The organism is Cedecea colo, from assembly GCF_011808225.1.
GTDB lineage: Bacteria > Pseudomonadota > Gammaproteobacteria > Enterobacterales > Enterobacteriaceae > Dryocola > Dryocola colo.
Map to the genome: position 1 here is coordinate 137,214 of NZ_SOYS01000006.1, position 24,051 is coordinate 161,264.

Here is a 24,051-nt window from a genome sequence, read left to right on the forward strand (position 1 = left end):
TAAATGCATTGCATACGCGCCGCGACAGATGTGTACACAAATTAATCCAAAAGCCGTTATTTTCAACAGCCTGTGGCAAATTAACTATTTTTTAAAAAAAGGGGTTGCATCAAAAAGCGAGCAGAGTATAGTGCGCATCCACGGACGCGGGGTGGAGCAGCCTGGTAGCTCGTCGGGCTCATAACCCGAAGGTCGTCAGTTCAAATCTGGCCCCCGCAACCAATTAAGCCGCTGTCACAGCGCCATGATGTAAATCATGTGGGAAGTAAAAGCAGGATACGGACGCGGGGTGGAGCAGCCTGGTAGCTCGTCGGGCTCATAACCCGAAGGTCGTCAGTTCAAATCTGGCCCCCGCAACCAACTAAGCCGCTGTCACAGCGCCGTGATGTAAATCATGTGGGAAGTAAAAGCAGGATACGGACGCGGGGTGGAGCAGCCTGGTAGCTCGTCGGGCTCATAACCCGAAGGTCGTCGGTTCAAATCCGGCCCCCGCAACCAACTTTTAAAACACCTTAACGGGTGTTTTTTTGTATCTGAAATCCGCTAAATCCTCGGCGGGATGCAAAAACGGCGCGTTATCCGCGCCGCGCAAGCGTTGCCCCATCGGCAAAATAAGCCTTGATCCCGGCCAGAATAGACTCCGCTACTTCCTGCTGAAATGAAGCCGTGCGCAGCTTACGCTCTTCCTTAACGTTGCTTAAAAACGCCGTCTCCACGAGGATGGATGGAATATCCGGCGCTTTCAGCACCGCAAAACCTGCCTGATCGACGCTGTTTTTATGCAGCTTGTTAACCCGGCCAAGCCTGGTAAGCACTTCGTTACCGAATTTCAGGCTGTCGTTGATGGTCAGCGACTGCACCATATCGAACATCGTGTGATCGACATAGCGATCGCCGCTCCTGCTTATCCCGCCGATTAAGTCCGAGGCATTCTGCGTTTGCGCCAGATACTTCGCCGCCGTACTGGTGGCGCCTTTGGTAGAAAGCGCAAAAACCGACGAGCCTTGCGCCGCGCCGGAGGTAAACGCATCCGCGTGAATCGAAATAAAAAGATCCGCACGCTGTTTCTGGGCTTTTGCCACGCGGACTTTCAACGGGATAAACACATCCTCGTTGCGCGTCATATACGCCTTCATATTCGTTTCTTTATCGATCAGCGCCTTCAGACGCCGCGCGATCTTCAATACGATATCCTTCTCGCGGGTTTTATGCGTCCCGATGGCTCCCGGATCTTCACCGCCGTGGCCGGGATCGAGCATAATAACGATCGGCCTGTCGCGCCCGGCCTTACCCGGCTTCGGCCCCTGCTCCACCGGCATTTTTTTATCCAGCTCGCCGTTGTTGTAATCTTCCAGCAGCGCAAGCAGCGGATCCTGCTCGTTATTCACATTTGCCGGATAAAGATCCATCACCAGACGTTCTTTAAATTCGGCAACCGGAGCCAGAGCGAACAGATGTGGCGTAACGTTTTGTTTCAGTTCGAAAACCATGCGCACGGTTTTGGGATCGAATTGCCCCACGCGCGCCGACTTAATAAAAGGATCGTCCGCGCGGATCTGTGCTCCGACACCTTTGAGCACCGAATTCAGATTAACCCCTTCGATATCCACCACAACACGTTCCGGATTGCTCAAAGCGAACTGCTTATATTTAAGCAGCTGCCTGGACTCCAGCGTCACACGGGTATAAGACGAGGCCGGCCAGACGCGTACGGCAATCACCTGGCTTACTGCCGCCAGGCTTACCTGGCTTACGCTTAACAACCACATGGCACCCGCGCCCTGAAGCAGACGGCGGCGGCTAATTAATGAACTGGAATCTGACATGGCTCTCCTGAGAGTCATCTTTATTGCCGGGTAAATACGGAAACTCTAATTTTTTAGCCGAAAACTTTAACGAATCACACTCTTACTGTCATCCCTAAAAGGGTAAACATTCTCAAACCTGATTAAGCAACACGCCAAGGGTAAATAACCTGATGACGAAATTGCTGCTTGCACCCGAGACAATAAAAGAATAAAAATACACAAATTACGAATAATCATGCAATGAGGGTTTGCCGTGGTGAAGGAACGTAGAACCGAACTGGTACAGGGATTCCGCCATTCTGTTCCCTATATAAATGCCCATCGGGGAAAAACGTTTGTCATTATGCTTGGCGGTGAAGCCATTGAGCATGAGAACTTCTCCAGTATCGTTAACGATATTGGTCTGCTGCACAGCCTGGGCATTCGCCTGGTGGTGGTATATGGCGCTCGTCCACAGATTGATGCCAATCTGGCCTCCCACAATCACGAGCCGGTATATCACAAATATACCCGCGTAACCGATGCCAAAACGCTGGAACTGGTAAAACAGGCGGCGGGTTTGCTGCAGTTGGATATCACCGCACGCCTTTCCATGAGCCTTGGCAACACGCCTTTGCAGGGTGCGCATATTAATGTGGTGAGCGGCAACTTTATTATTGCTCAACCGCTCGGCGTGGATGACGGCATCGACTACTGCCACAGCGGCCGTATTCGCCGTATTGACGAAGAGGCAATTCACCGCCAGCTTGATAACGGTGCCATTGTGCTGCTGGGGCCGGTGGCGGTTTCGGTAACGGGTGAAAGCTTTAATCTCACCTCCGAAGAAGTCGCCACCCAACTGGCGGTGAAGCTCAAAGCCGAGAAAATGATCGGTTTCTGCTCGTCCCAGGGCGTAAACGACGATAACGGCAATATTATCTCTGAGCTGTTTCCGAACGATGCCCAGCGCCGCATTGAAGAGCTGGAAAGCGCCGGGGATTATCATTCCGGCACGGTACGCTTCTTGCGCGGTGCGGTGAAAGCCTGTCGCAGCGGCGTGCGTCGCAGTCACCTGATTAGCTATCAGGAAGACGGCGCTTTGCTGCAGGAGCTGTTCTCCCGCGACGGTATCGGTACGCAAATCGTGATGGAAAGCGCCGAACAAATTCGCCGCGCAACCATCAACGATATCGGTGGCATCCTTGAGTTGATTCGTCCGCTGGAGCAGCAGGGCATCCTGGTGCGCCGTTCACGCGAGCAGCTGGAAATGGAGATCGATAAGTTTACGATCATCCAGCGCGATAACCTGACCATCGCCTGCGCCGCGCTTTATCCTTTCCAGGAAGAAGGGATCGGCGAAATGGCGTGCGTGGCGGTACACCCGGATTACCGAAGCTCGTCGCGAGGCGAAGTATTGTTGCAGCGCATAGCTACGCAGGCGCGGCAAATGGGGCTCAGCAAGCTGTTTGTGCTGACGACGCGCAGTATTCACTGGTTTCAGGAGCGTGGCTTCACGCCGGTGGATGTGGACCTGCTGCCGGAAAGCAAAAAAGAGATGTACAACTACCAGCGCCGTTCGAAGATCCTGATGGCGGATTTAGCCTGAACTGTGGCGGGTGGCGCAAACTCACCCGCCCGTAAACTAATTGAACACGTCAATTAAGCCGCTGCGTCTTTCTGTACGCGTCAGAATCGCTTTCTCAAGCACCCGGTCATCGGCATACAAAGATAACCGCCTGCGCGCGCGCGTAACGGCGGTATAAACCAGTTCGCGCGTCACAACCGGCGTGAACTGGTTCGGCAGCACCAGCGCCGCATGATCGAATTCAGAGCCCTGAGATTTGTGCACTGTCATAGCAAATGCGGTGTCATGTTCCGGCAAGCGGCTTGGCTGCACTGATTTCACTGAGCCATCTGGCAGTGAAAACCAGACGCGAAGCCCTTCTCCTCTTTCCAGCGCAATACCGATATCACCGTTGAACAGCCCCAGCGCGCTGTCGTTGCGGGCAATCATAATCGGGCGGCCGCTGTACCAGCGCGATGCAGCAGGCAGCGGCCTGGTAATCTGGCGCTTGTTAAACAACGCCTGTTCTATTCGTTCATTGAGTCCGCCAACGCCAAATGGCCCCTCCCGAAGCGCGCACAATAGCTGGTAGCGTCCAAACGCCTCCAGAATCTGCTCGGGCTCAGCCTGCCTGCGTATTAATTCAAGCCAGGAACGATAGCCTTCCAGCGCATCCGCAATCATTGCCGCATAGTCATCGCTCTCACGCAGCGGCTGTTTCTTGATATCAGCAAAGCCCTGGCTGAACGTGGCCTGCGCTTTACGCGCATCGCTGGCATTCACGGCAAAGGCGAGCTGGCCGATGCCGGACTGGCTGTCAAAGCGATAGCTTTTTTGCAGCAAACATAAGCCATCGCGTAACGCGCAGGCGTGTTCACTTTCTCCGGCAGGGATTAAATAATCGGTAATGCGGCTCAGCTCCTGCGCGCGAGCGCCAGAGTAGCCAAACGTCACGTAATGGCAGATATCTCCCAGCACAGCTCCGGCTTCAACGGACGCCAGTTGGTCACGATCGCCAAGAAAAATTACGCGTGCAGAGTCCGGCAGCGCATCAATTACTTTTGCCATCATCGGCAAATCCACCATCGAGGCTTCATCCACTACCAGCACGTCCAGATGGAGCCGGTTCCCGGCATGATAGCGCAGGCGCTGGCTGTTCGGCTGCACGCCCAGCAGGCGGTGCAGGGTACAGGCGTCATCCGGCAAAGCTTCTTTTTGTTTGTCGCTAAGCGGTAAACGGCGCAGCGCCGAACCGAGCGATTCGGTTAACCGAGCCGCCGCTTTCCCGGTGGGCGCAGCAAGCTGAATACGCAGCGGACTTTCGCCCGAAAGCTCAACCAGGGCAGCAAGAAGTTTGGCAACCGTTGTCGTTTTCCCGGTGCCGGGCCCGCCGGAAATCACGGAGATTCTTCTTGTCAGCGCTACCGCAGCCGCAACTTTCTGCCAGTCGATATCATTCGTTGGCTCAAAAAGCTGATTCAGCACAACGGCAAGCCGCTGTTCGTCCAGAGGCATCGGGCGATTCTGCGCACCAAAAAACTGCGCTACAGAGCGTTCATTTTGCCACATCCGGTTAAGGTAAATACGTTCGCCAATCAGCTTCAGCGGCGTTGGATCGTCGTTTTCGCTTACCGCCTCCGAGTCGAGTAACGTACTTTTCCAGTCACTCACCTCGCCCGCCGCGGCAAAGAGTTGCGCAGCCAGATCTGGCTGCCGCCCCACAAACCAGTATTCGGGCGTTAGCCGGGCAAGCGGCAGACAAACGTGCCCTTCGCCCGCGTCATGGCTCACCAGAGCGGCGGCCAGCATCACAGCCGGCTGCTCGTTACTGGCAACCATCATGGCAAACTGAACGTCCAGCGCACGCAGCAACTTCTGCTCGACCGCCTGCTGTAACCATTGCAACATCGTCATGGCATTACCTTTTCTTGAGCGCCAGCAAACAGAGCATCCATTTTTGTAATCAGTTCGGCATCAGGACGAGTAGAAAAAATACCCTGGGACGAACCGCTGCCTTCCACTCCACGCAGGAAGAGATAAATCACTCCGCCGAAATGGGTATCGTAATCATAATCGCGAATACGATGGCGCAGGTAGCGGTGCAGCGCCAGCGTGTACAACTGATACTGCAGATCGTAACGATGGGACTGCATAGCGCCCTCCATCGCCTGCCGGGTATAGGCGCTGCTGTCCTCGCCTAACCAGTTTGATTTGTAATCCAGCAGGTAATAACGCCCCTGCCAGCGGAACACCAGATCAATAAAGCCCTTGAGCATGCCTCGCACCTGCCGAAAATCCAGCGGCGGGCAACCTGCCGACAGCGGATCGTACTCGCGAATGAGTTTGTCCAGCTCCTCGGCCCGCAGGTCTGTGTCGATAGGCAGGTAAAACTCCAGCTCCACCTGTTTTTCTGTCGGTGAGAGTTTGTTAAGCGACACGCCTGTCTCGTTCAAGGGCGCCTGCAAAATTTCGCGTAGCCAGCCGCTAAGAACGGGCTGCCAGTGCTCGCCAAACCCCTGCGGGGTCAATAACCCGGCTAGCCATGCCTCGTCAAGCGGCTGGGTAAAATCGATGCCCTCAAACAGACTATGCAGAAAAGTACCGGGAGCCGCGCCGCGCGGGAAAGAGTGCGGCGTAAGTGATGACTCACTTTGCTCCTGCTCAGCGCCCGCGCCGTCCACGTCAAGACGTGGCAATAAATCCTGCGCCAGATGGTAGCCGCGCTGTTGCAGCCCGGAATAGCTGGTTACCCGCCAGTTATCGGTAATGCGCCGTTGCAGTTCGCGCGCGCTCAGTTCCGGTCGCTGAGCCACGATGGGTTGCCAGGGTTGCGGATCTTTTTGCCGCAGCGACTCTATGCTAATCGCCTCACAGGCCAATGCTTCAAGGCACGTCTGCAAACCCGCAGCATCCATGGCTTCACCCTTTTGCAGCAGATAGCCCAGCGCGCTGAGGTGCAGATCGCTGGCACCTTTTTTGGCGCGGCTGCCGCGAAACAGAGGGGCGACGCCAAGGCTGCAATGCCAGACAGAACGGGTCAACGCCACGTACAGCAGACGCAAATCTTCTGCAAGCCGTTCCTCTTCCGCAAGGCTCAGGCTTTCCTCGTTATCGCTTAAATCCAGTAACGAGGTGAACGTAGTGCGGTCATGATACAGGCCGCTGTTCTGCGTGCGGAAATTGGCGATAAACGGCAGCCAGACTAGCGGATATTCCAGCCCTTTGGATTTGTGAATAGTGACAACCTGTACCAGGTGTTTATCGCTTTCAAGACGCAGCTGCTGGCTGGAAGCATTGCTGTCAGGCTCCGCGATTTGCTGCGCAAGCCAGCGAACTAACGCAAATTCGCTGTCCGCCTGCGATGCAGCTTCCTGTAAAAGTTCGCTGATGTGCAAAATATCCGTCAGACGCCGTTCGCCGCCGGGCGTTGCCAGCAGGTTTTCCGCAACCTGGCGTGCCGCCATCAAAGTGCGCAGCATCGGCATAACGCCCCGACGGAGCCAGATTTGCCGATAGCCGGTAAACTCTTCCACCAGCCTGTCCCATGCCTCTTCGTCTTCGTTCAGCGCTTCAATACGCCGCGCATCCAGCCCTAATGCACTGGTCGCCATCGCGCTGCGCAGCGTAGATTCTATTTCAGGCGCCAGCACCGCCTGCAAAATCCACAGCAGTTCACGCGCTTCCGGCGTGGCAAATACGGAATCGCGATTTGAAAGATAAACCGAAGGAATATTCAGTGCGCTCAGCGCTTCGCGGACTATCGTCGCCTCACCCCTGCTGCGCACCAGAATCGTGATATCGGACGCCTGCACCGGGCGGGAGTTATCGCCTTCCCACAGCAGCGCGTCGCCGCGAAGGCCTGCGGCCAGCCAGTCACGAATCTGCTGCGCGCACTGCACCGCCATGGTTTGTTGGTAATCACTCACACCGCAGCCGTCGCCCGGCTGCAACCATAGCGACATCGCAGCCAGCGTCTCATCGCGAACGGTAAAGCGCAGACCGCTATTTTTAGGCGCGGACTTTACCGATAAGAAAGGTATCTGGCGGAATAAGAAGGGATTTTTAACCTGACTGAATAAAGCGTTTACGCTTGCTATCATCGAAGGAGACGAGCGCCAGTTTGTATCCAGCGTATAGAGATCGCTTACCTCATGGCGCGCTTTAATGTAGGTAAAAATATCCGCGCCGCGGAAAGCGTAAATCGCCTGCTTGGGATCGCCAATCAACAGCAACGCGGTTTCCGGCTGTTTAAGGTAAAGCCTGCGGAAAATACGATACTGCTGGGGATCGGTATCCTGGAATTCATCGATCATCGCCGCCGGGAAGCGGGCGCGAATCGCCTCGGCCAGGGCATCACCGCCCGGTTGATGCAGGGCCTCATCAAGGCGGCTAAGCATATCGTCAAAACCCAGCTCACCGCGGCGGTGTTTTTCCTGCTGCACGATATAACGAATCTCTGCCATCGCACGAGCGATAACCAGATCACGAAGCGTGAGGGGTTCCGCCAGCAGCGCCGTAATTTCGCTGAAAACGGGATGACGTGGCGGCTCGCCTTTTTTAGTTTTCTCATCAAGCGTCGCTTGCGAAAAGCGGCTTAACGCATCCGGCAATTGATAGCTGGTCGTTGCCGTCTGCGCCCACTCGCCAACGATGTTAAGCCAGTTGGGCAGGTTCTTGCTGCTGTAGCTGCGCCTGTCGACGCCAGACTGGTCAATAATGGCCGCAATCTCTTCTGCCGCTGCCTGCCATTGCGCCTTTACGCCATCAATAGCGGCAACAATCTTTTCGTGGCGCGCTATTAAGGTTTCATTATCTGCCGGAGGCTTTTTCAACGCGGGCTGTTCGCCCTGTAACCAGCTGTTGATATCGCGCAGCAAATCCTCGGGGCCGGTCCACTGTTCGCTCATCGCCTGCGCCACCGGCCTTGGCAGCGGATAACAATGACGGCGCCAGAAGTCAGCGCAGGCGTGACGGCGCAGCAGCGATTCATCTTCAATAAGCTGATGCTCAAACAGCATGCCTGACTCAAAAGCATTCAGGCTGAGCATCCGCTGGCAGAAGCCATGAATGGTGAAAATGGCGGCCTCGTCCATCTGCTGTTCTGCCAGACGTAAAATTTGCGCCGCCTGATGTCTGTCGGGAATTTGCGCCAGCAGGCGCGCAAGAAGAGGATTGTCGGTACGGTTGCGCACGCAGGCGATGAACAACTCGTGAATATTGGCGCGAATACGGCCACGCAGTTCTTCCGTGGCCGCTTCGGTAAACGTCACAACCAGCAGCTCTTCAACGCCTAGCGGGCGAGGAAAAGCTGCGCTTTCCCCAAGCCCCAGCAGAAGTCGTAAATAGAGTGCCGCTATGGTGAAGGTTTTTCCGGTTCCGGCAGAAGCTTCAATCAGCCGCTCGCCGATGAGCGGCAAGCTTAGTGGATCAAGGGGCTGAACGGTGTCGGTCATTATCTCTCACTTTATTTAGGGCACAGCGTCTATTAGCGGCAACGATTGTTGCAGGCTGCTGACCCCCTCCCAGGTTTTCCACCCTTTCGGCGAGGCATATTCCGCTTTGCCGTTATGACTACCGGAAACCTGCGACAGTATCGCCGCCCCCTGGGGCGCAACCACGGCCTGATGGAAGAAATCCGCAAGCTTAAGGGGCGTCAGCTTTTTAATTTCGGCGACTACTTTATCACGCGAATCAAAGGCCAGGTTTCCCCTGTCGAAATCTTTGCTCAGTTGCGAAGCTTCCTGAGATAAAGTTTGCGGCGCCTGCATCATTTCGCCGATCACGCCCTGCTGTATCTGGGCAAAATCTTCAGGACTCATGGAGCGCAGCCTTTGTTCTGCGGTCAGATAAAAAGCCCTGAAGCGTTTATAGAGATAGGCCGGTTGCTTATCGCTACTTTGCAGCAGGAAACCAACGCCCCACTGGCGCCCAACGGACATTGGGAAGGCAAATACCGCGTAACCAAGCTGTTCCTGGGTACGCAGCTGGTTGTAGAACCAGGGTTGAATGATTTGCCCAAGCATTGCGCTATAGGCCGTACTGACCGTCTCGTCGTAACCTTCAGGCACGTATACCGCCGCCAGGGCGGAATCCGTGCTGCTACCGGCTTTTTCAAATATCGCAAGCGTCTGTTTATTGACCAGCACGTCTTTATTGCGGCACCACTCGCTACCTTTGGTAGCCAACTGGCTTTGAACCCGATGCGCCAGCGCTTTAGCCCGGTCCGCAGGCATATTACCTAACACCAGGAATTCAGGCTTAGCATTATTTTTTAAAGTATCGCGATAGGCAAGCACGTCTTTCAACGTTATTTCCGGCAGCAGGGCACGGCGCACTTCCCGTTGGAAGTAAGGGACCTGAGAGACCATCTGGACAGGCATAATAGCCTGATCGTAGGCTTTGCCTTTATCCGCCGAGTCCATCATTTGCGCATACCAGGACTTCGCCTGATCGAGCTGTTCCTGGGTTGGAGTATAAGAGAAATACCCTTTTAACAGCGCTTCAAATAGCTGCGGCAGGCGTTGCGTATAACCGTTGGCATTGATCATTAATCCGCTGTTCGCATTGGTGGAGAAGCTGATGCCGCCAATGGCCGCCTGGTTACTTAACTCATCCAGCGCAATACCGGCCAGATAATCGTTTATCGCAAACAGCACCTGATTTTTCGCGCTGTTCATCGCCTGAGGGTTACGCAGCACCATCGTCACGTCGGCTTTTGGTTCGAGGCCGAAATATTTGCTTGGCATATAGAGCACGCGCAGACCCGGCTCCTTGACCAGCAATTCAGGATGAGCATAGGTTTTTTCCGGTTTGATAAGCGTGAAATCATCCGGAATGTACGGGTTCAGCTGCGGCAGGGTCAGATTAATGGCCGCCGCTTTTTGCTGCCAGTCGTTAAAGGTCTGTTCACTGATTTTGTCGACCTGGTACGGGGCATCAACAAAGTAAGCGGTTTTGTTATGCGGCTCTTTCGGGCTGATATACCAGACGCGCGCGTTTTGCGGCGTCATCATCTCCAGCCTCGCTTTGATGGCTGCGGGATCATACTGGTCGGCAATATTAACCGCGTCCAGGGTATGCTCAATGGGGACACGCAGCATGGTGTCTGCTAACCACTCAACGTAGTCCATATCGCGGGTGATGGAGGGATAACGAAAATCCAGATCCAGCACGTGAGACAATTCGTCGAAATAGCGTTTATCCACACCGTTCTGACGCAGGTTATTCAGGTAACTGAAGATGGCGGCAACTACTTCATCACGCTGGGTCAGACCTTTATCGGTTAAGGAGACGGAAATCGCAAATACCCCGCTGTTGCCGTTGATTAACGGATCGGAATCAGCGCGGATGCTGTCTGCCAGACCCTGTTTTTGCAGCCAGTCTGACAGGGTATTTTCGCTGCGATTGCCAATCAGATAGCCAATCAGCTCATCGGTTTTACTGCGGAATTTATCGCTGTTGTTATCGATACGGAATTCGACGCGCAGCACTTTGCGCGGCAGCGCCGGCACATAATGGATGATGATGCCCTTCTGAGCATCCGTTACCACAGGAACCGTGATAACCGGCTTTGCAATATTTTTATCCGGTACGCGTCCGTAGGTATCCACAGCGATCTTTGCCAGCTCAGGCAAAGGCTTATTGCTGTAGATAACGGCTTTCATCAGATTGGCGGAATAGTACTGGTTGCGAAACGCCACCAGCGCGTCCAGCAGTTTGCTGCCCGGCTTATCGCGCAACGTTTCGAGATTACCGCCTGAAAAACGCGAGCCGGGGTGCGCCGGATTAAGCGTTTCGGCGCTGACCTGCGCCATACGCATCCCATCACGGGCGCGCGCCAGGGTTAACTCTGCGTTAACCGCATTACGTTCACGGTCGGCATATTCCGGGGCCAGGTTAGGTTCAGCGATGGCATCGGCCAGGCGGTCTACCGCCCCCATCAGCGCATCGTTTTCAACTTCCATATAAAATGCGGTGCGGTAAGTCGCGGTACTGGCGTTATGGCTGCCGCCGTGCTTTTTAAGGAACTCCGACAGGCTGTCCGGCTGTGGGTATTTCTTTGAGCCCATCAGCGTCATATGTTCAAGATAGTGTGCAAGGCCCAGATGGTCGTCCGGGTCTTCAAGCGATCCGACAGGCACAACCAGCGCCGACAAGGATTTCACCGCCTGCGGGTCGGAAACCAGCAGGACCGTCATATTGTTATCCAGACGCACTGCCTGATACTGGCGCTTATCCTTATCGCTTTTACGAATGGTTTCCTGGAGGGGCTGCCAGCCCGTATCTGCCTGACTTAATGGTGCCCAAAGAGCAGCTAACAAGAAAAGCGGTTTGAACCAGGTGCTGCATTTAGGCATTCACGAACCTCATTATCACGAAACTTCCTAACCTACTCATCATTAACAACTTTTAACGTACTTCGCCATCGTCGCTGTTACTTTTTTCGCCAGCCCTGAGCAAATTGCGCATCATAGATGAAGTTACCGGGCCGTGCAATTTTTATACAGGTCGTTCAGGAGCGGTTAAACCGGAACAGCGGCAGCAGGTATCGTTCAGCCTCACGGATAATGGCATCGTAATAGTCATTATCCAGGGTGCGATATAGGCGTTGCAGCCAGACATCAGCGCCTTCACCTTCCACCATCAGATTACCTTCCCAGGCTGCCAGCAGTTTGTTTTTAGCTTTCTGCTGCGTTTGTTCGTCCCATAAAATGGCATCAATTGCCGGGTCATAACAGGCTTTTATCCACGCACCACCGCTATTTGGTAGCAGCAGAAGTGGCTGGTTTAAGCCTTCCCGATAACCTTCAATAAGTTGCAGCAAATAGCTTTTTGCCTGCTCAACCTCAAGCGCCGGGAAATGCCATGCTGAGGATTTCCGTCCGTACATCCGGCTGCTGCCCTCCCCACCCATTGCGCACCAGACCACGTGCTCCACCCACAGCTGCAAGCCATGCGCGACATTCAGGACGGAAGGACGCCAGCGCAGCAAACCGTCAGGCTGAACATCCGACAACCACCCTACCAGTCTTGTTCCCGCAAGCGTTAAATCAACCTCAACGCTTGCGCCGTTTTGCCGCTCAGCTATCACTTTTTCGGACAGCTCTTCCATTTCTGTTAACTGGTTTTCCCATGCAATTTCACCAAACGCCCCGTACGGCAGAGCGCCGGCGGCACGATAACGGCGGAAAAGCAGTTGCGGATCGCCACCGGCAATCAGGGTATTGAGCAACTGCTGATTCATCTGGAAACGTTCGAGGCTATCTAAGGCAAAAGGTTCAGTATCCGGCAGCTCTGTCTTATCCAGCCAGAAGTTGATTCCCAGCCTCATCTGGAAGAAGGCGCGCACCGGATGCCGCCAGAATCGCTGCAGTTGCTCTAACGTAATATCTTCCGCCGGTTTGTCCTGTAACCTCTGAATAAATGGCGCATGGACTTCACCTTGCTCGCAGGCCGCAGGAAGCCATTCACTGGCATAGCTTTGCCCGTGAGAGACGGGCATAAAATTGCCTGCGTCAAACGGAGTACGGCAGTGTTGATGGATGAGATGTGCTTTTGTCCCTTCTGCACTTTCATCGCAGGTACGCGAGGAGTCTTGCGGCAGGCAGTGGCTTTGGGCGATGTAGTTCAGCAACTCTTCAACCAACACGGACGGGTAACGCTTACTGTTATCCTGAATAGAACGCCCGATATAGCTGATATAAAAACGTTGCTGGGCTGAATTTAAGGCTTCCAGGAACAGGTAGCGGTCGTCGTCGCGACGGCTGCGGTCACCGCGCTGTGATTTTTGGCTCATCAGGTCAAAGCCAAGCGGCGCCAGCGTGCGGGGATAAACGCCATCGTTCATACCCAGCAGGCAAACAACCTTGAAGGGAATGGAGCGCATCGGCATCAGGGTGCAGAAATTTACCGGGCCGGCGAGAAAACGCGGGCTGATACGTTCCTGATCGAGCCGCAGCGCCAGCTCGTCATGCAATAACCTGAGCGGGACGGGTTGCTGATAATGCGCATCCAGGCCGTGTTTAATCATCTCCTGCCATTGCACTTCGATAAGCGCTAACGCCGCCTCGGTGTCCTGGTCCGGCAGGAAGAAACACTCAAGCATTTCGCGGCACACCGGCACCCATTCAGAGAGTAGCCTTTCAGCAGTAAGCGCCTGCCGCCAGCGGTTAAGCTGCATCAGCAGCTCGGCCAGCTGCCCCACAAGTTCAGCAATTAAACCGCTGGATTCGTCATAAGGCAGAACGGACTGCCATTCGCCCGCCTTACTGTCCATGGCATAGCCCAGGAGCATGCGGGTCAGGCCAAAACGCCAGGTGTGTTGCCCGGTGGCCGGCAGATCAAACTCAAGCACGTTGTCGTCATCAATGCCCCAGCGCACGCCCGATTCATTGACCCACAGGCGTAAATACCGCAGCCCTTCTTCATTGATGGCAAAGCGTGCGGCCAGGGCCGGCACTTCGAGCAAAGCCAGTACATCTTCTGCCATAAAGCGGCTGTTTGGCAGTGAAAGCAAAGTGGTAAATGCCTGCAGGGCAGGATGCGCCTGGCTTGCACGTCGGTCTGAAATAGCAAAGGGTAGCCAACGGTCCGATGCGGCATTGCCAAACACGGCCTGAATAAACGGGCTGTAGCTGTCGATATCTGCAACCATGACGATGATATCGCGCGGCGTAAGCGTTGGATCGGCATCGAGCATTGCCAGTAGCTGATCGTAGAGCACTTCCACTTCTCGCTGCGGGCTGTGACACTCGTGGAAAGTAATGGAGCGATCGTTGGGATCCAGCTTTTTTTTACCGTGGCTATGCAAATATTCCGCTTCCGTAAGCCCGGTAACCGCATTGTTTTGCAGCTCAAGCAGATCAAACTGCAGGCTATGCAGCAGGTTATCCGGCTCGATATCGACAAAGACGTCGATCTCTTCGAACTGTTCCAGCTCAGACAGCAAGAAGGTGTAATCACGGCCAAGCTTTCCCCACGAGGCCAGCATCGGGTTGCCGACATCCTGCTCTCCATCATCGTTAAAAAGTGATGAAGCCGTCTGGTTATCCTTAAACAAGGGCAGCATATTGCCAGCCTTATAGTGACTGCGACGGCGGCGGCTGATTAATCGCGCAAGGTATGCCGGATCTTTAATATCACCCCAGTAATAGCGGCAAGGGTTGGTAAATAAAAGATGGACTTCAATATGCTTACCCAGCGCCTGAAGAGCCTGGAGATAGACAGGCGGTAAAGCAGAAATACCGCAAATAAAGACACGCGGCGGCAGGCCTGCCGGGCATTCATCCCCCTTTTCCAGGCTGCTGATAAAACGCTGGTAAAGGTTCGCACGGTGCCATGCTGGCTGGCCTAGCTCACGGGTATGTTGCACAAGAGCGGCCCAAAGCGATGCCTGCCAGAGCTGACCCTCGCCCGCATCTTCCGCCAGCTCTCCCGCCTCCCATTTGCTTAACCAGCCGGGGCGATAGACAAGATACTGGTCATAGAGATCCGCAATGCGTGAAGCAAGCTGGAAGAGTTTGCGGCCGTTGTCGTCTTCGGTAAGGTAGTGCTGCAACAGGGCAAACTCAGGCCGTTCGAGCATGTCGGGGATAAGCTTCATGAGTTTCCAGCTCATGCTCTGTTTGCTAAACGCGCTCTGTTCAGGCACGTCCGGCAGGACGCGAACAAACATATCCCAGATAAAGCTCGCCGGAAGCGGAAAAGCGATGTTGGCGGCAATACCAAACTTTTGCGCCAGCGTCATCTGTAGCCATTGCGCCATCCCCGTGCTCTGCACAAGGACCACCTCCGGCTGGAACGGATCGGGAAGAGGCTGCCCTTCCACAATAAATTCCATGATGGCTTCCAGAACATCAAGGCGGTTGGAATGGTAAACACGCAACATAAAATCGCTACTCCTGACTTTTCTCTTCCTGTGCGCAATGCAGCCGCGACAGCTTTCCGGTGCGCCCCGCAGGGCTGGTAATATTAACGGCGATGCTGACACATCCTGCCGCAGATGTCTGCTGTCTGATAACTTTCCATTCCGGTGCCGGCGCCGGCGCCTGCGGTTCACTCATTTCAACGGCCAGACGCCACAGCTGGCGAAACTGCCATTGGGCCTGAAAACCCTGTTGTAATACGCGGTAGTAGCCGGGCAGAGCCACCATCACAATGGCAAAAAGTACCAGGGAACATAGCACTTCAGGCAGGCTAAACCCGCTTTGCTTCGCTTTCACTGGGGAAGCTGACACCGAACAGCCTCCCTGAATGGGCAGAAGTCGAGCCAGCTATGAGGCTCAGCATGCCAGCGAGAGTCTTCAAGGTTCCCCCAGCGCCATAGCGTAACCGGTTTTTTATCCGCTTCGGAAAGCTTTTGGGCCGCCATTAACATCTCTCCTTTGTCCGTCAATAACAGGCAGGCTCGCCATTCCTGTTCATGCTGCTGACACCGCCACTGCCTTGTTGCCTGCCAGCGCTGCTGGCCTCCCCAGGCAAGTGCAGACGCGGCACCGGCATATTGTTTTAGCAGGTTAATTTCGCTGGCAACGGATTTCTGCTGTTGATCGAGCTGCTGCTGTAACCCGTTGAGCATCAACATGCCTAAGGAAAAAAGCAGCAGGACGAAGGCCAGAGAACTGCTGCCTCGCTGGTGGCGCTTCATAAGTTGTATCCCACAACGATATGCCTTAACGAGACCGACTGCGCGCCGCCCTGTAACGAAGCGTCTAGCTTAATTTCCAGCAGCGGCTGTAAAGACTTACGAACTAACCGGGTTATCGAGAAATGATTTATCGCCATAATTTCCGGATCCGTTATTTTCTCCCAGCCGTTGCCTTCGCAGGCAGTTGCCCCTTTTAGCGTTTCCAGGCTGCCGTTTTGTAGCCGAAATCCAGTTGCCTCAGCCTCAGCATGCCCGGAGGGCTCCCACTGACCGTTGCTGTTTATGTCCCACTGCACCAGCGCACATTCTCCTCCTTTAAGGAGCGTTAAGCCTTTGCCTTTGCATATCCCGTGGCAGTAGCCCGCACGCTGCAAATGTTTTCCTATACCAAAAGCCAGTTGCCAGAGCGATTCCCGCAGGTTTTCTTTCTGATATTGCAGCAGCACGCCCCGCTGAAGCGCAGGGAAAAACCGCCCTGCGCTAAGCAAAACAATACTGCTCAACGCCATGGCAATCAGTGTTTCGAGTAAGGTGAATCCTCTTTGCTTCAACTGCATTTTTTAGCCTCGCCTGTTTTACAGGTGCGAATGCGTCCCCACGCGGAGAGTATGATCTGCCATTCCCCGGCAGCGCTTCGCAAAATCAGATGGCCGGGCCATGCCGTATTCCTTATACCGTAGAAACCAAAGCCTGCCGTCATTTCCACGATTTCCACCTCCGCAAAAGGTTGAGCCAGCTGCCAACGAGATGCGCTTTTACAGCGGGTATCTGGCGCAAGATGGCTCGACAGGCACCAGCGGGAGTCTGAATGGCTCAACCGGAGCAGGTGATCTACGTTTTTCCAGTTAGCATCGCTACGCAGTTGCTGCAGAAAGCCGCGCACCCATTGTACGGTTATCCACAACCGTTGCTGTTGCTGCCATTTTTGCCAGCCATATATGCCGCCCATGCTCAGCGTCACGATAATTCCCATGACCAGCATTACTTCTGTCAGGCTAAAACCACGCTGCTTTCTTTTCATGACGCTGAGTGTGCCCGGGGTGAAAAAAGGCTGCTACTCCGGGATTAAATTTCATCGAGATATGCCGAAGAAAATATGCGTATTTGCAGCGGCTTACATTGGGCCTGGAAAGGGTCTCGGAAGATTAAAAAGAGGGTAAAAAAAACCGGCGCACAAAGGCACCGGTTATGTCAGTCTGTCGGCAGTTAAATCGCAACGGGCGCTTTGATCGCTGGATGCGGGTCGTAACCTTCAATTTCGAAGTCTTCGAAGCGGTAATCGAAAAGCGATTCGGGCTTGCGTTTGATAACCAGTTTTGGCAGCGCACGCGGTTCGCGAGTTAACTGTAGGTTAGCCTGCTCAAGGTGATTGCTGTACAGGTGCGTGTCGCCGCCCGTCCAGACGAAATCACCGACTTCAAGCTCGCACTGCTGCGCCATCATATGTACCAGCAGCGCATAGCTGGCGATATTAAACGGCAGGCCGAGGAAGATATCACAGGAGCGCTGGTAGAGCTGGCAAGAGAGCTTGCCGTCGGCCACATAAAACTGGAAGAACGCGTGGCAAGGCGCCAGCGCCATTTTGTCCAGTTCCCCCACGTTCCAGGCAGAAACGATGATGCGGCGTGAATCCGGATCGTTTTTCAGCTGGTTAAGCACCGTGGCGAGCTGATCGATGTGGCGGCCGTCAGGCGTGGCCCATGAGCGCCACTGTTTGCCGTAAACCGGCCCAAGATCGCCGTTCTCATCTGCCCACTCGTCCCAGATAGTGACGTTATTTTCACGCAGATAAGCAACGTTAGTGTCACCTTTCAGGAACCACAGCAGTTCGTGGATGATGGAGCGCAAATGACAACGTTTCGTGGTAACCAGCGGGAAACCTTCCTGCAGATTAAAACGCATCTGATGCCCGAAAATCGACAGCGTGCCGGTGCCGGTACGGTCATTTTTTGGCGTGCCTTCCGCAAGCACGTTTTTCATCAAATCAAGATACTGTTGCATGTTACCTCACGAAAGCTGCTGCTGTGGACGACGGCGATACGCCCAAACCATCATAATTGCACCGGCCACAATCATCGGAATCGAGAGAATCTGCCCCATACTGATGTACTGCACCCATGCGCCGGTAAACTGGGCATCCGGCTGGCGGAAGAATTCTACGATGATGCGGAACGCGCCATAACCAATGAGGAACAGCCCAGAAACCGCCCCCATCGGGCGTGGTTTACGGATAAACAGATTCAAAATGATGAACAGCACGATACCTTCAAGCACCATTTCGTAAAGCTGCGAAGGGTGACGCGGCAATACGCCATAGGTGTTGAACAGCGACTGCCATTCAGGATGCGTTGCCAGCAGGCCGATATCTTCGCTGCGCGATCCCGGGAAGAGCATCGCCCATTTAAAGTCCGGATCGACCCGGCCCCAGAGTTCGCCGTTGATAAAATTGCCCAGGCGACCGGCGGCAAGGCCGAAAGGAATCAGCGGAGCAATAAAATCTGCCACCTGGAAGAAATGACGTTTAGTACGACGCGCGAACCAAATCATTACGCAGATGACACCGACCAGGCCGCCGTGGAAGGACATGCCGCCATCCCAGACTTTGAACAGGTATAGCGGATCGGCAAGGAAAGTGGGCAGATTGTAGAAAAAGACATAGCCGAGACGCCCGCCGAGGAAGACCCCAAGGAAGCCGGCATACAGCAGGTTTTCTACTTCATTTTTAGTCCAGCCGCTTCCTGGTTTGCTGGCGCGGCGTCCGGCCAGCCACATGGCAAAAACAAACCCAACCAGGTACATCATTCCGTACCAGTGCAGGGAGACCGGCCCGACGGAAAAGATCACCGGGTCAAATTCAGGGAATCGAAGATAGCCACTATTCATAGTCATCACAAACCATTGTTATCCCGCCGGTGAAGAAAGGCAGGTTGCAAATACGCACCGCTGCCGATGCGCTCCGAAAGCGGCGAATCATAGCATAAAGGGCACGCCGATTAAGTCCGCGAAGTTGTAAAAGATATGTAATGCCGGGCGTAAAACGAGGCAGCAGGCGCTTTAGCGCCCGCCGCGAATCAGCCCGCCTATGCCGCACTGTTCCATAAACAAAGAGACCTGATGACGGACTTCCGTTGCCAGCTGAGCTTCGAGGCTGCGCTCTGCCAGAAGCTGCGCTTCTTCAAGTTTTATATGGCGCAGCAGGTATTTGACGCGTGCTACCGAGCGACCATTCATAGAAAGATGCCGATAGCCCATGCCCACCAGCAACGCAACGCACATCGGGTCACCCGCCATTTCACCGCACAGGCACAGGTCAATCTCGTAACGTTCGGCTTCATTGGCTATCTGCTGCAGCACGCGCAACATAGCCGGATGCAGGCTATCGTACAGGCTGGCGACGCGAGTATTATTGCGGTCGACGGCCAGCAGATATTGCGTTAAGTCGTTTGTGCCGACGGAAATAAAATCCACCCGCCCGGCGAGATGCCCCATCATAAAGACCATGGATGGCACTTCCACCATCACACCCAGACGGGGCTTCGGCAGCGTGTAGCCCAGCATCTCTTCCACTTCACGCCCTGCTCTGTCGATAAGGCGGCGCGCTTCGTCCACTTCATCCAGGCTCGTAATCATCGGCAGTAGAATATTTAAGTTGCCTGTCGCCGCGTTCGCTCGCAGCATGGCGCGAACCTGTACCAGGAAGATTTCTGGCTGATCGAGCGTTATACGGATCCCGCGCCAGCCGAGACAAGGGTTCTCTTCGCTGATCGGCATATACGGCAGTTGCTTATCAGCCCCCACGTCCAGCGTACGCAGCGTTACGGGCTTCTCGTTAAACATCTGCAACATGCCCTGGTACTGGGCAACCTGCTCTTCCTCAGAAGGGAAGCCGCTTTGCAGCATGAACGGAATTTCTGTGCGATACAGCCCGATGCCGTCGATGCGGCTGCCGAGCTTTTCTTCATGTTGCGGGCTAAGGCCTGCGTTGAGCATCACCTGGACACGCTCACCGCTTTTCAGTGCCGCAGGCATGTCTACGTCATCTTCCGCAAGGCGGCTTAGCTCGTTTTCTTCGCTGATCAGGCGCTGATATTCCTGCAGCAGAACCGGCTCAGGATCGACCAATAGCTCGCCGCGGTAGCCGTCCACCACCAGCGTACGACGATGCAGCACTGAGGGCTGGATATCAGCCCCCATTACCGTCGGAATGCCCAATGCCCGCACCATAATGGCGGCGTGGGAGTTTGCTGCGCCATCGCGCACTACCACGCCGGCAAGGCGGCTTTGCGGCAGTTCCGCAAGGGTGGTCGCTGAAAGCTCATCAGCAACCAGAATAAAACGCTCCGGCCAGGTGTTTGGCCCCTGAATAGTGTCGTCAAGGTGGAAAAGCAGACGTTGCCCAAGCGTTCTCAGGTCGCCCGCGCGTTCTTTCAGGTAGCCGTCTGACAGGCTGGCAAACTGTTCGGCAAATTTTTCGACGACCTTTTTGACCGCCCATTCCGCCACCGAACCTTTATCCACCTCGCCGAACAGCTCACGGCGCAGCCGCGCGTCGGTCAGCAGGTGGGAGTAGAGGTCGAAAATAGCGGCTGTTTCTTTCTGGGCGCCCGCCGCAAAACGTTTGCTGTAACGACGAAACTCGTTGGCGGCTTCTTCAAGTGCTGCCGTCAGGCGCTCACGCTCAAGGGTGATATCGAGCGTTGATGCTTCCGTTACCTGCTCCATAAGCGGGAGCGTGGAGTCCATCCAGCCTTCGGCAATGGCAACGCCGGGCGATGCGGGAAGCGCCCGAATTCGCGTCTGGCGATATTGGCCAAACAGAGCGGCAAGCTGTGACTGGGAGAGAATGCCCGCCATTTGCGTGGCGAGGGTAACGAGGAAAGATTCTTCGCTTTCATCGTACTGACGGTGTTCGCGTTGCTGAACGACCAACACGCCCAGCAGCTGACGACGCTGGATGATCGGTACGCCAAGGAAAGCGCGGAAACGCTCTTCTTTTACCGCTGGTACGTATTTAAAGCTGGGGTGTTTCTGGGCATCCGCAAGGTTGATGGGTTCGGCAAGACGCCCAACCAGCCCGACGATGCCTTCATCAAATGCCAGGGTAACGGTGCGCCCGCGTGGTTTTTTCAGCCCTTTTGTTGCCATCAGGTAGTAGCAACGGCGGTCGCTGTCTGCGAGATAAACCGAGCAGACCTCGGTATCCATCGCAAGGCAGATGTCGGTAACTAAAATATCCAGCGCCTCATTGAGGCGCGGAGCGCTGGCTACCTTTTCAACAATTTCTCGCAAGCGGGTGAGCATTTTTTGCGTGACTTAACCTCTTTTACGTCGCCATGCAGGCGCGTTATTGCGTGGTGGCGTAACTTCCTGCAGCGGCATAACGACACTGGCAAACTCTTTCATCACCCGACGATAAACATCGCGTTTAAAGGAGACGACCTGACGCACCGGATACCAGTAACTCACCCACCGCCAGCCGTCAAACTCCGGCGTGCTGCTGGTTTGCATATTGATGTCGTTATCAGAGCTTACCAACTGTAAAAGAAACCATTTTTGTTTCTGGCCGATACAAACCGGCTTTGTGTCCCAACGCACCAAACGTTTCGGTAATTTGTAACGTAACCAGTTGCGGGTCGAGGCGAGGATGCGGACATCTTTTCGCTGTAAACCGACTTCTTCAAAAAGCTCACGGTACATCGCCTGCTCAGGAGACTCACCAGGGTTGATGCCGCCCTGAGGAAACTGCCAGGAGTGCTGACCAAAACGTCTGGCCCACATCACCTGCCCTTGCCGATTACAGATTACAATACCAACATTCGGGCGGTAGCCATCATCATCGATCACCGGACTACCTCAAATAAAACCTGGATTGCAGCGATTGTTTCATACAAGCCTCAGGCGGTAAACCACTCTTAACGGTGAACATTAGCGAATAAACGTTGAATAACTCACAAATTTAACCTGAGTTATAAACAGATAAGGTAAAGGCACTCCGGTTTTATTCACTTTTTCTGTGGATATCACTGTGAAAAACTAGCCCATACCTGCGGGACAACTTCTGATAACTTACATTAAGAACAATCCCACGGCTTATAAAAACCACTATTATTCATATAGATATAGAGATAAAATTGATTCACAGCATTCATAATGTGATGTGCATCACATACAAGGATCGCCAACTGCTGAAAGATCGAACAATGACGTTTTTATCCACAGATTGTGCCAACAAGTCAGGCCATATTCGTTGAAAAAATGTGTTTCATCCCTCAGTCAAGGCTGTAAATCGAACCAGTAGTGACAGTTTTACCCAGTTATCCCATTTTTCTGTGGATAACCTGGTGTAAGATCCTGTTCATTGTCGGTGACCAGAACTGGAAAAGATTTTTTCAAACCGTACAATATGCGCAAATCGTGAAAAAAAGATATTAAAAATCATGTAATTGATATCTTCTCTTCCGACACGCTAAACTATTTCCACGCTGTGGGTAAACCACAGTTATTTTTTAACCACATGGCAGCCCGGCTTATGCACTCACTACGCCCCTTGCTACATCCGCCGGAAAACGAACAGATTTTACTGGCTCAGGCTCAGCGTCTGGCAGGTTATACGCTGGGAGAACTGGCCGCGCTCGCAGGCCTTGCAATACCACCCGATCTGAAACGCGATAAGGGCTGGATCGGTATTTTGCTGGAGCTCTGGCTTGGCGCGAGCGCGGGAAGTAAACCGGAGCAGGACTTCGCCGCACTGGGTATTGAGCTAAAAACGATTCCGATAGACAGGCAGGGCCGCCCGCTGGAAACCACCTTTGTCTGCGTCGCCCCTCTCATCGGCAATACCGGCGTGGTGTGGGAGACCAGCCATGTGCGCCATAAGCTGAAACGGGTGCTTTGGATACCGGTAGAAGGTGAACGACAAATCCCCCTTGCCGAGCGTCGCGTGGGTGCACCGCTGCTATGGGAGCCGTCAGAAGAAGAGGAGCATCAGCTCAGGCTTGACTGGGAAGAACTGATGGATTTAATCGTGCTCGGTCAGGTAGAGCGTATTACCGCCCGGCATGGCGAAGTGTTACAGCTGCGTCCGAAAGCCGCTAACGGTAAAGCGCTCACCGAAGCCATAGGCACCGAAGGCGCGCGCATTCTTACGCTGCCGCGGGGCTTTTATCTGAAAAAGAACTTCACTGCGCGGCTTCTGGCGCGTCATTTCCATCTCTAGTATCAATTAACTTGTACGCCCTTTCCGGCACGCGCTTATAATTAGCGTTTTCATTTTTTGGCAGGAATTTTTTGATGTTTGCATGGCTCTCCGACCCCAATGCGTGGATGGCGTTAGGCACGCTAACGATTCTGGAAATCGTACTGGGTATCGACAATATTATTTTCCTCTCTCTGGTCGTTGCGAAGCTCCCTAAAGAGCAGCAGCAAAAAGCTCGTCATCTTGGTTTAGGCGCCGCCATGATTATGCGCCTGGCGCTACTGGCTTCCATCGCGTGGGTTATTCGCTTAACGACGCCGCTGTTTACGATAATGGGCAACGAGATCTCAGCGCGGGATTTAATCCTGCTGCTTGGGGGACTGTTCCTGATCTGGAAAGCCAGTAAAGAGATTCACGAATCCATTGAAGGGGAAGAAGAAGGGCTTAAAACTAACGTTCACTCATTTTTCGGCGCTATCCTGCAGATCATGCTGCTGGATATTATTTTCAGCCTGGATTCGGTGATCACCGCCGTCGGCCTGTCTGACCATTTGTTTATTATGATGGCCGCCGTGATTATTGCCGTTGGGGTAATGATGTTTGCCGCACGCGCAATTGGCGATTTCGTTGACCGTCACCCGTCGGTGAAAATGCTTGCCCTGGCGTTCCTGTTGCTGGTCGGCTTTACGCTTATCCTCGAAAGCTTCGATGTTCACGTGCCGAAGGGTTACGTTTACTTTGCGATGTTCTTCTCCATCGCGGTCGAAAGCCTCAACCTTATCCGCAACAAAAAAAATCCGCTCTAGCCCGCTCAGGGGAAAGTTTTACGCTTTCCCCTGATTTATTTTAAGAATTTCCT

The 24,051-nt window shown here is 54.1% G+C and carries 17 protein-coding genes and 3 tRNA genes; 7 read left to right on the forward strand and 13 right to left on the reverse strand.

The window, feature by feature from the left end; genetic code table 11:
• Positions 1–145: 145 nt before the first annotated feature.
• The 3 genes from E2L00_RS14030 to E2L00_RS14040 all read left to right on the forward strand — a co-directional run bounded on the left by E2L00_RS14030 (position 146) and on the right by E2L00_RS14040 (position 498).
• Positions 146–222 (forward strand) — tRNA-Met (locus tag E2L00_RS14030).
• A gap of 61 nt (positions 223–283) precedes the next feature.
• Positions 284–360 (forward strand) — tRNA-Met (locus E2L00_RS14035).
• A 61-nt stretch (positions 361–421) separates the two neighbouring features.
• Positions 422–498 (forward strand) — tRNA-Met (locus tag E2L00_RS14040).
• Between the two features lie 77 nt (positions 499–575).
• On the opposite strand, the gene amiC is transcribed toward E2L00_RS14040, so the two are convergent.
• On the reverse strand, positions 576–1,826 hold the full coding sequence (gene amiC, locus E2L00_RS14045; RefSeq protein ID WP_167612639.1) for an N-acetylmuramoyl-L-alanine amidase AmiC: 1,251 nt from the start codon (positions 1,824–1,826) through the stop codon (positions 576–578).
• Positions 1,827–2,061: 235 nt separating this feature from the next.
• Between amiC and argA the strand changes: the two genes are divergently transcribed.
• Positions 2,062–3,393 (forward strand): amino-acid N-acetyltransferase, encoded by a 1,332-nt coding sequence (argA, locus tag E2L00_RS14050; RefSeq protein ID WP_167612641.1) that lies wholly within the window; start codon positions 2,062–2,064, stop codon positions 3,391–3,393.
• Between the two features lie 36 nt (positions 3,394–3,429).
• On the opposite strand, the gene recD is transcribed toward argA, so the two are convergent.
• From recD to rppH, 12 genes are all read right to left on the reverse strand, one after another.
• Entirely contained in the window at positions 3,430–5,265 is a 1,836-nt protein-coding gene (recD, locus tag E2L00_RS14055) for an exodeoxyribonuclease V subunit alpha (protein ID WP_167612643.1), read from the reverse strand.
• Positions 5,262–8,804: an exodeoxyribonuclease V subunit beta gene (gene recB, locus E2L00_RS14060; RefSeq protein WP_167612645.1), complete on the reverse strand. Its 3,543-nt coding sequence runs from the start codon at positions 8,802–8,804 to the stop codon at positions 5,262–5,264. Before recB ends, recD begins: the two co-directional genes overlap by 4 nt.
• Positions 8,805–8,819: 15 nt before the next feature.
• Positions 8,820–11,708 carry a pitrilysin gene (ptrA, locus tag E2L00_RS14065; RefSeq protein ID WP_167612647.1) on the reverse strand — a complete coding sequence of 963 codons (2,889 nt, stop codon included), beginning with the start codon at positions 11,706–11,708 and terminating at the stop codon, positions 8,820–8,822.
• 155 nt (positions 11,709–11,863) lie between these two features.
• Positions 11,864–15,238, reverse strand: a complete 3,375-nt coding sequence (recC, locus tag E2L00_RS14070) for an exodeoxyribonuclease V subunit gamma (RefSeq protein ID WP_167612649.1) — start codon at positions 15,236–15,238, stop codon at positions 11,864–11,866.
• Positions 15,239–15,245: 7 nt separating this feature from the next.
• Positions 15,246–15,587, reverse strand: coding sequence for a prepilin-type N-terminal cleavage/methylation domain-containing protein (locus E2L00_RS14075; RefSeq protein WP_167612651.1), 342 nt, complete (start codon positions 15,585–15,587; stop codon positions 15,246–15,248).
• Positions 15,569–15,997: a DUF2509 family protein gene (locus tag E2L00_RS14080; RefSeq protein WP_167612653.1), complete on the reverse strand. Its 429-nt coding sequence runs from the start codon at positions 15,995–15,997 to the stop codon at positions 15,569–15,571. The genes E2L00_RS14075 and E2L00_RS14080 overlap by 19 nt, the downstream gene beginning before the upstream one ends.
• Positions 15,994–16,554: a prepilin peptidase-dependent protein gene (locus E2L00_RS14085; RefSeq protein WP_167612655.1), complete on the reverse strand. Its 561-nt coding sequence runs from the start codon at positions 16,552–16,554 to the stop codon at positions 15,994–15,996. Before E2L00_RS14085 ends, E2L00_RS14080 begins: the two co-directional genes overlap by 4 nt.
• The gene (locus E2L00_RS14090) at positions 16,545–17,018 is read right to left on the reverse strand and encodes a prepilin peptidase-dependent protein (RefSeq protein WP_167612657.1); all 474 of its coding nucleotides are present in this window, start codon (positions 17,016–17,018) and stop codon (positions 16,545–16,547) included. Before E2L00_RS14090 ends, E2L00_RS14085 begins: the two co-directional genes overlap by 10 nt.
• Positions 17,019–17,203: 185 nt before the next feature.
• Positions 17,204–17,998 (reverse strand): thymidylate synthase, encoded by a 795-nt coding sequence (gene thyA, locus E2L00_RS14095; protein WP_167612659.1) that lies wholly within the window; start codon positions 17,996–17,998, stop codon positions 17,204–17,206.
• A 6-nt stretch (positions 17,999–18,004) separates the two neighbouring features.
• Positions 18,005–18,880, reverse strand: a complete 876-nt coding sequence (gene lgt, locus E2L00_RS14100) for a prolipoprotein diacylglyceryl transferase (RefSeq protein ID WP_167612859.1) — start codon at positions 18,878–18,880, stop codon at positions 18,005–18,007.
• A 171-nt stretch (positions 18,881–19,051) separates the two neighbouring features.
• Complete coding sequence (ptsP, locus tag E2L00_RS14105; protein WP_167612661.1) at positions 19,052–21,298, reverse strand: phosphoenolpyruvate--protein phosphotransferase; 2,247 nt, start codon at positions 21,296–21,298, stop codon at positions 19,052–19,054.
• 12 nt (positions 21,299–21,310) lie between these two features.
• Positions 21,311–21,841, reverse strand: a complete 531-nt coding sequence (gene rppH / locus E2L00_RS14110) for an RNA pyrophosphohydrolase (protein ID WP_167612663.1) — start codon at positions 21,839–21,841, stop codon at positions 21,311–21,313.
• Positions 21,842–22,294: 453 nt separating this feature from the next.
• Between rppH and E2L00_RS21990 the strand changes: the two genes are divergently transcribed.
• The 3 genes from E2L00_RS21990 to E2L00_RS14120 all read left to right on the forward strand — a co-directional run bounded on the left by E2L00_RS21990 (position 22,295) and on the right by E2L00_RS14120 (position 23,998).
• Positions 22,295–22,429, forward strand: a complete 135-nt coding sequence (locus E2L00_RS21990) for a hypothetical protein (RefSeq protein WP_420808853.1) — start codon at positions 22,295–22,297, stop codon at positions 22,427–22,429.
• A gap of 97 nt (positions 22,430–22,526) precedes the next feature.
• Positions 22,527–23,213: a DNA mismatch repair endonuclease MutH gene (gene mutH / locus E2L00_RS14115; RefSeq protein WP_167612665.1), complete on the forward strand. Its 687-nt coding sequence runs from the start codon at positions 22,527–22,529 to the stop codon at positions 23,211–23,213.
• 71 nt (positions 23,214–23,284) lie between these two features.
• On the forward strand, positions 23,285–23,998 hold the full coding sequence (locus E2L00_RS14120) for a TerC family protein (RefSeq protein ID WP_167612667.1): 714 nt from the start codon (positions 23,285–23,287) through the stop codon (positions 23,996–23,998).
• The last annotated feature ends 53 nt before the right edge of the window (positions 23,999–24,051 follow it).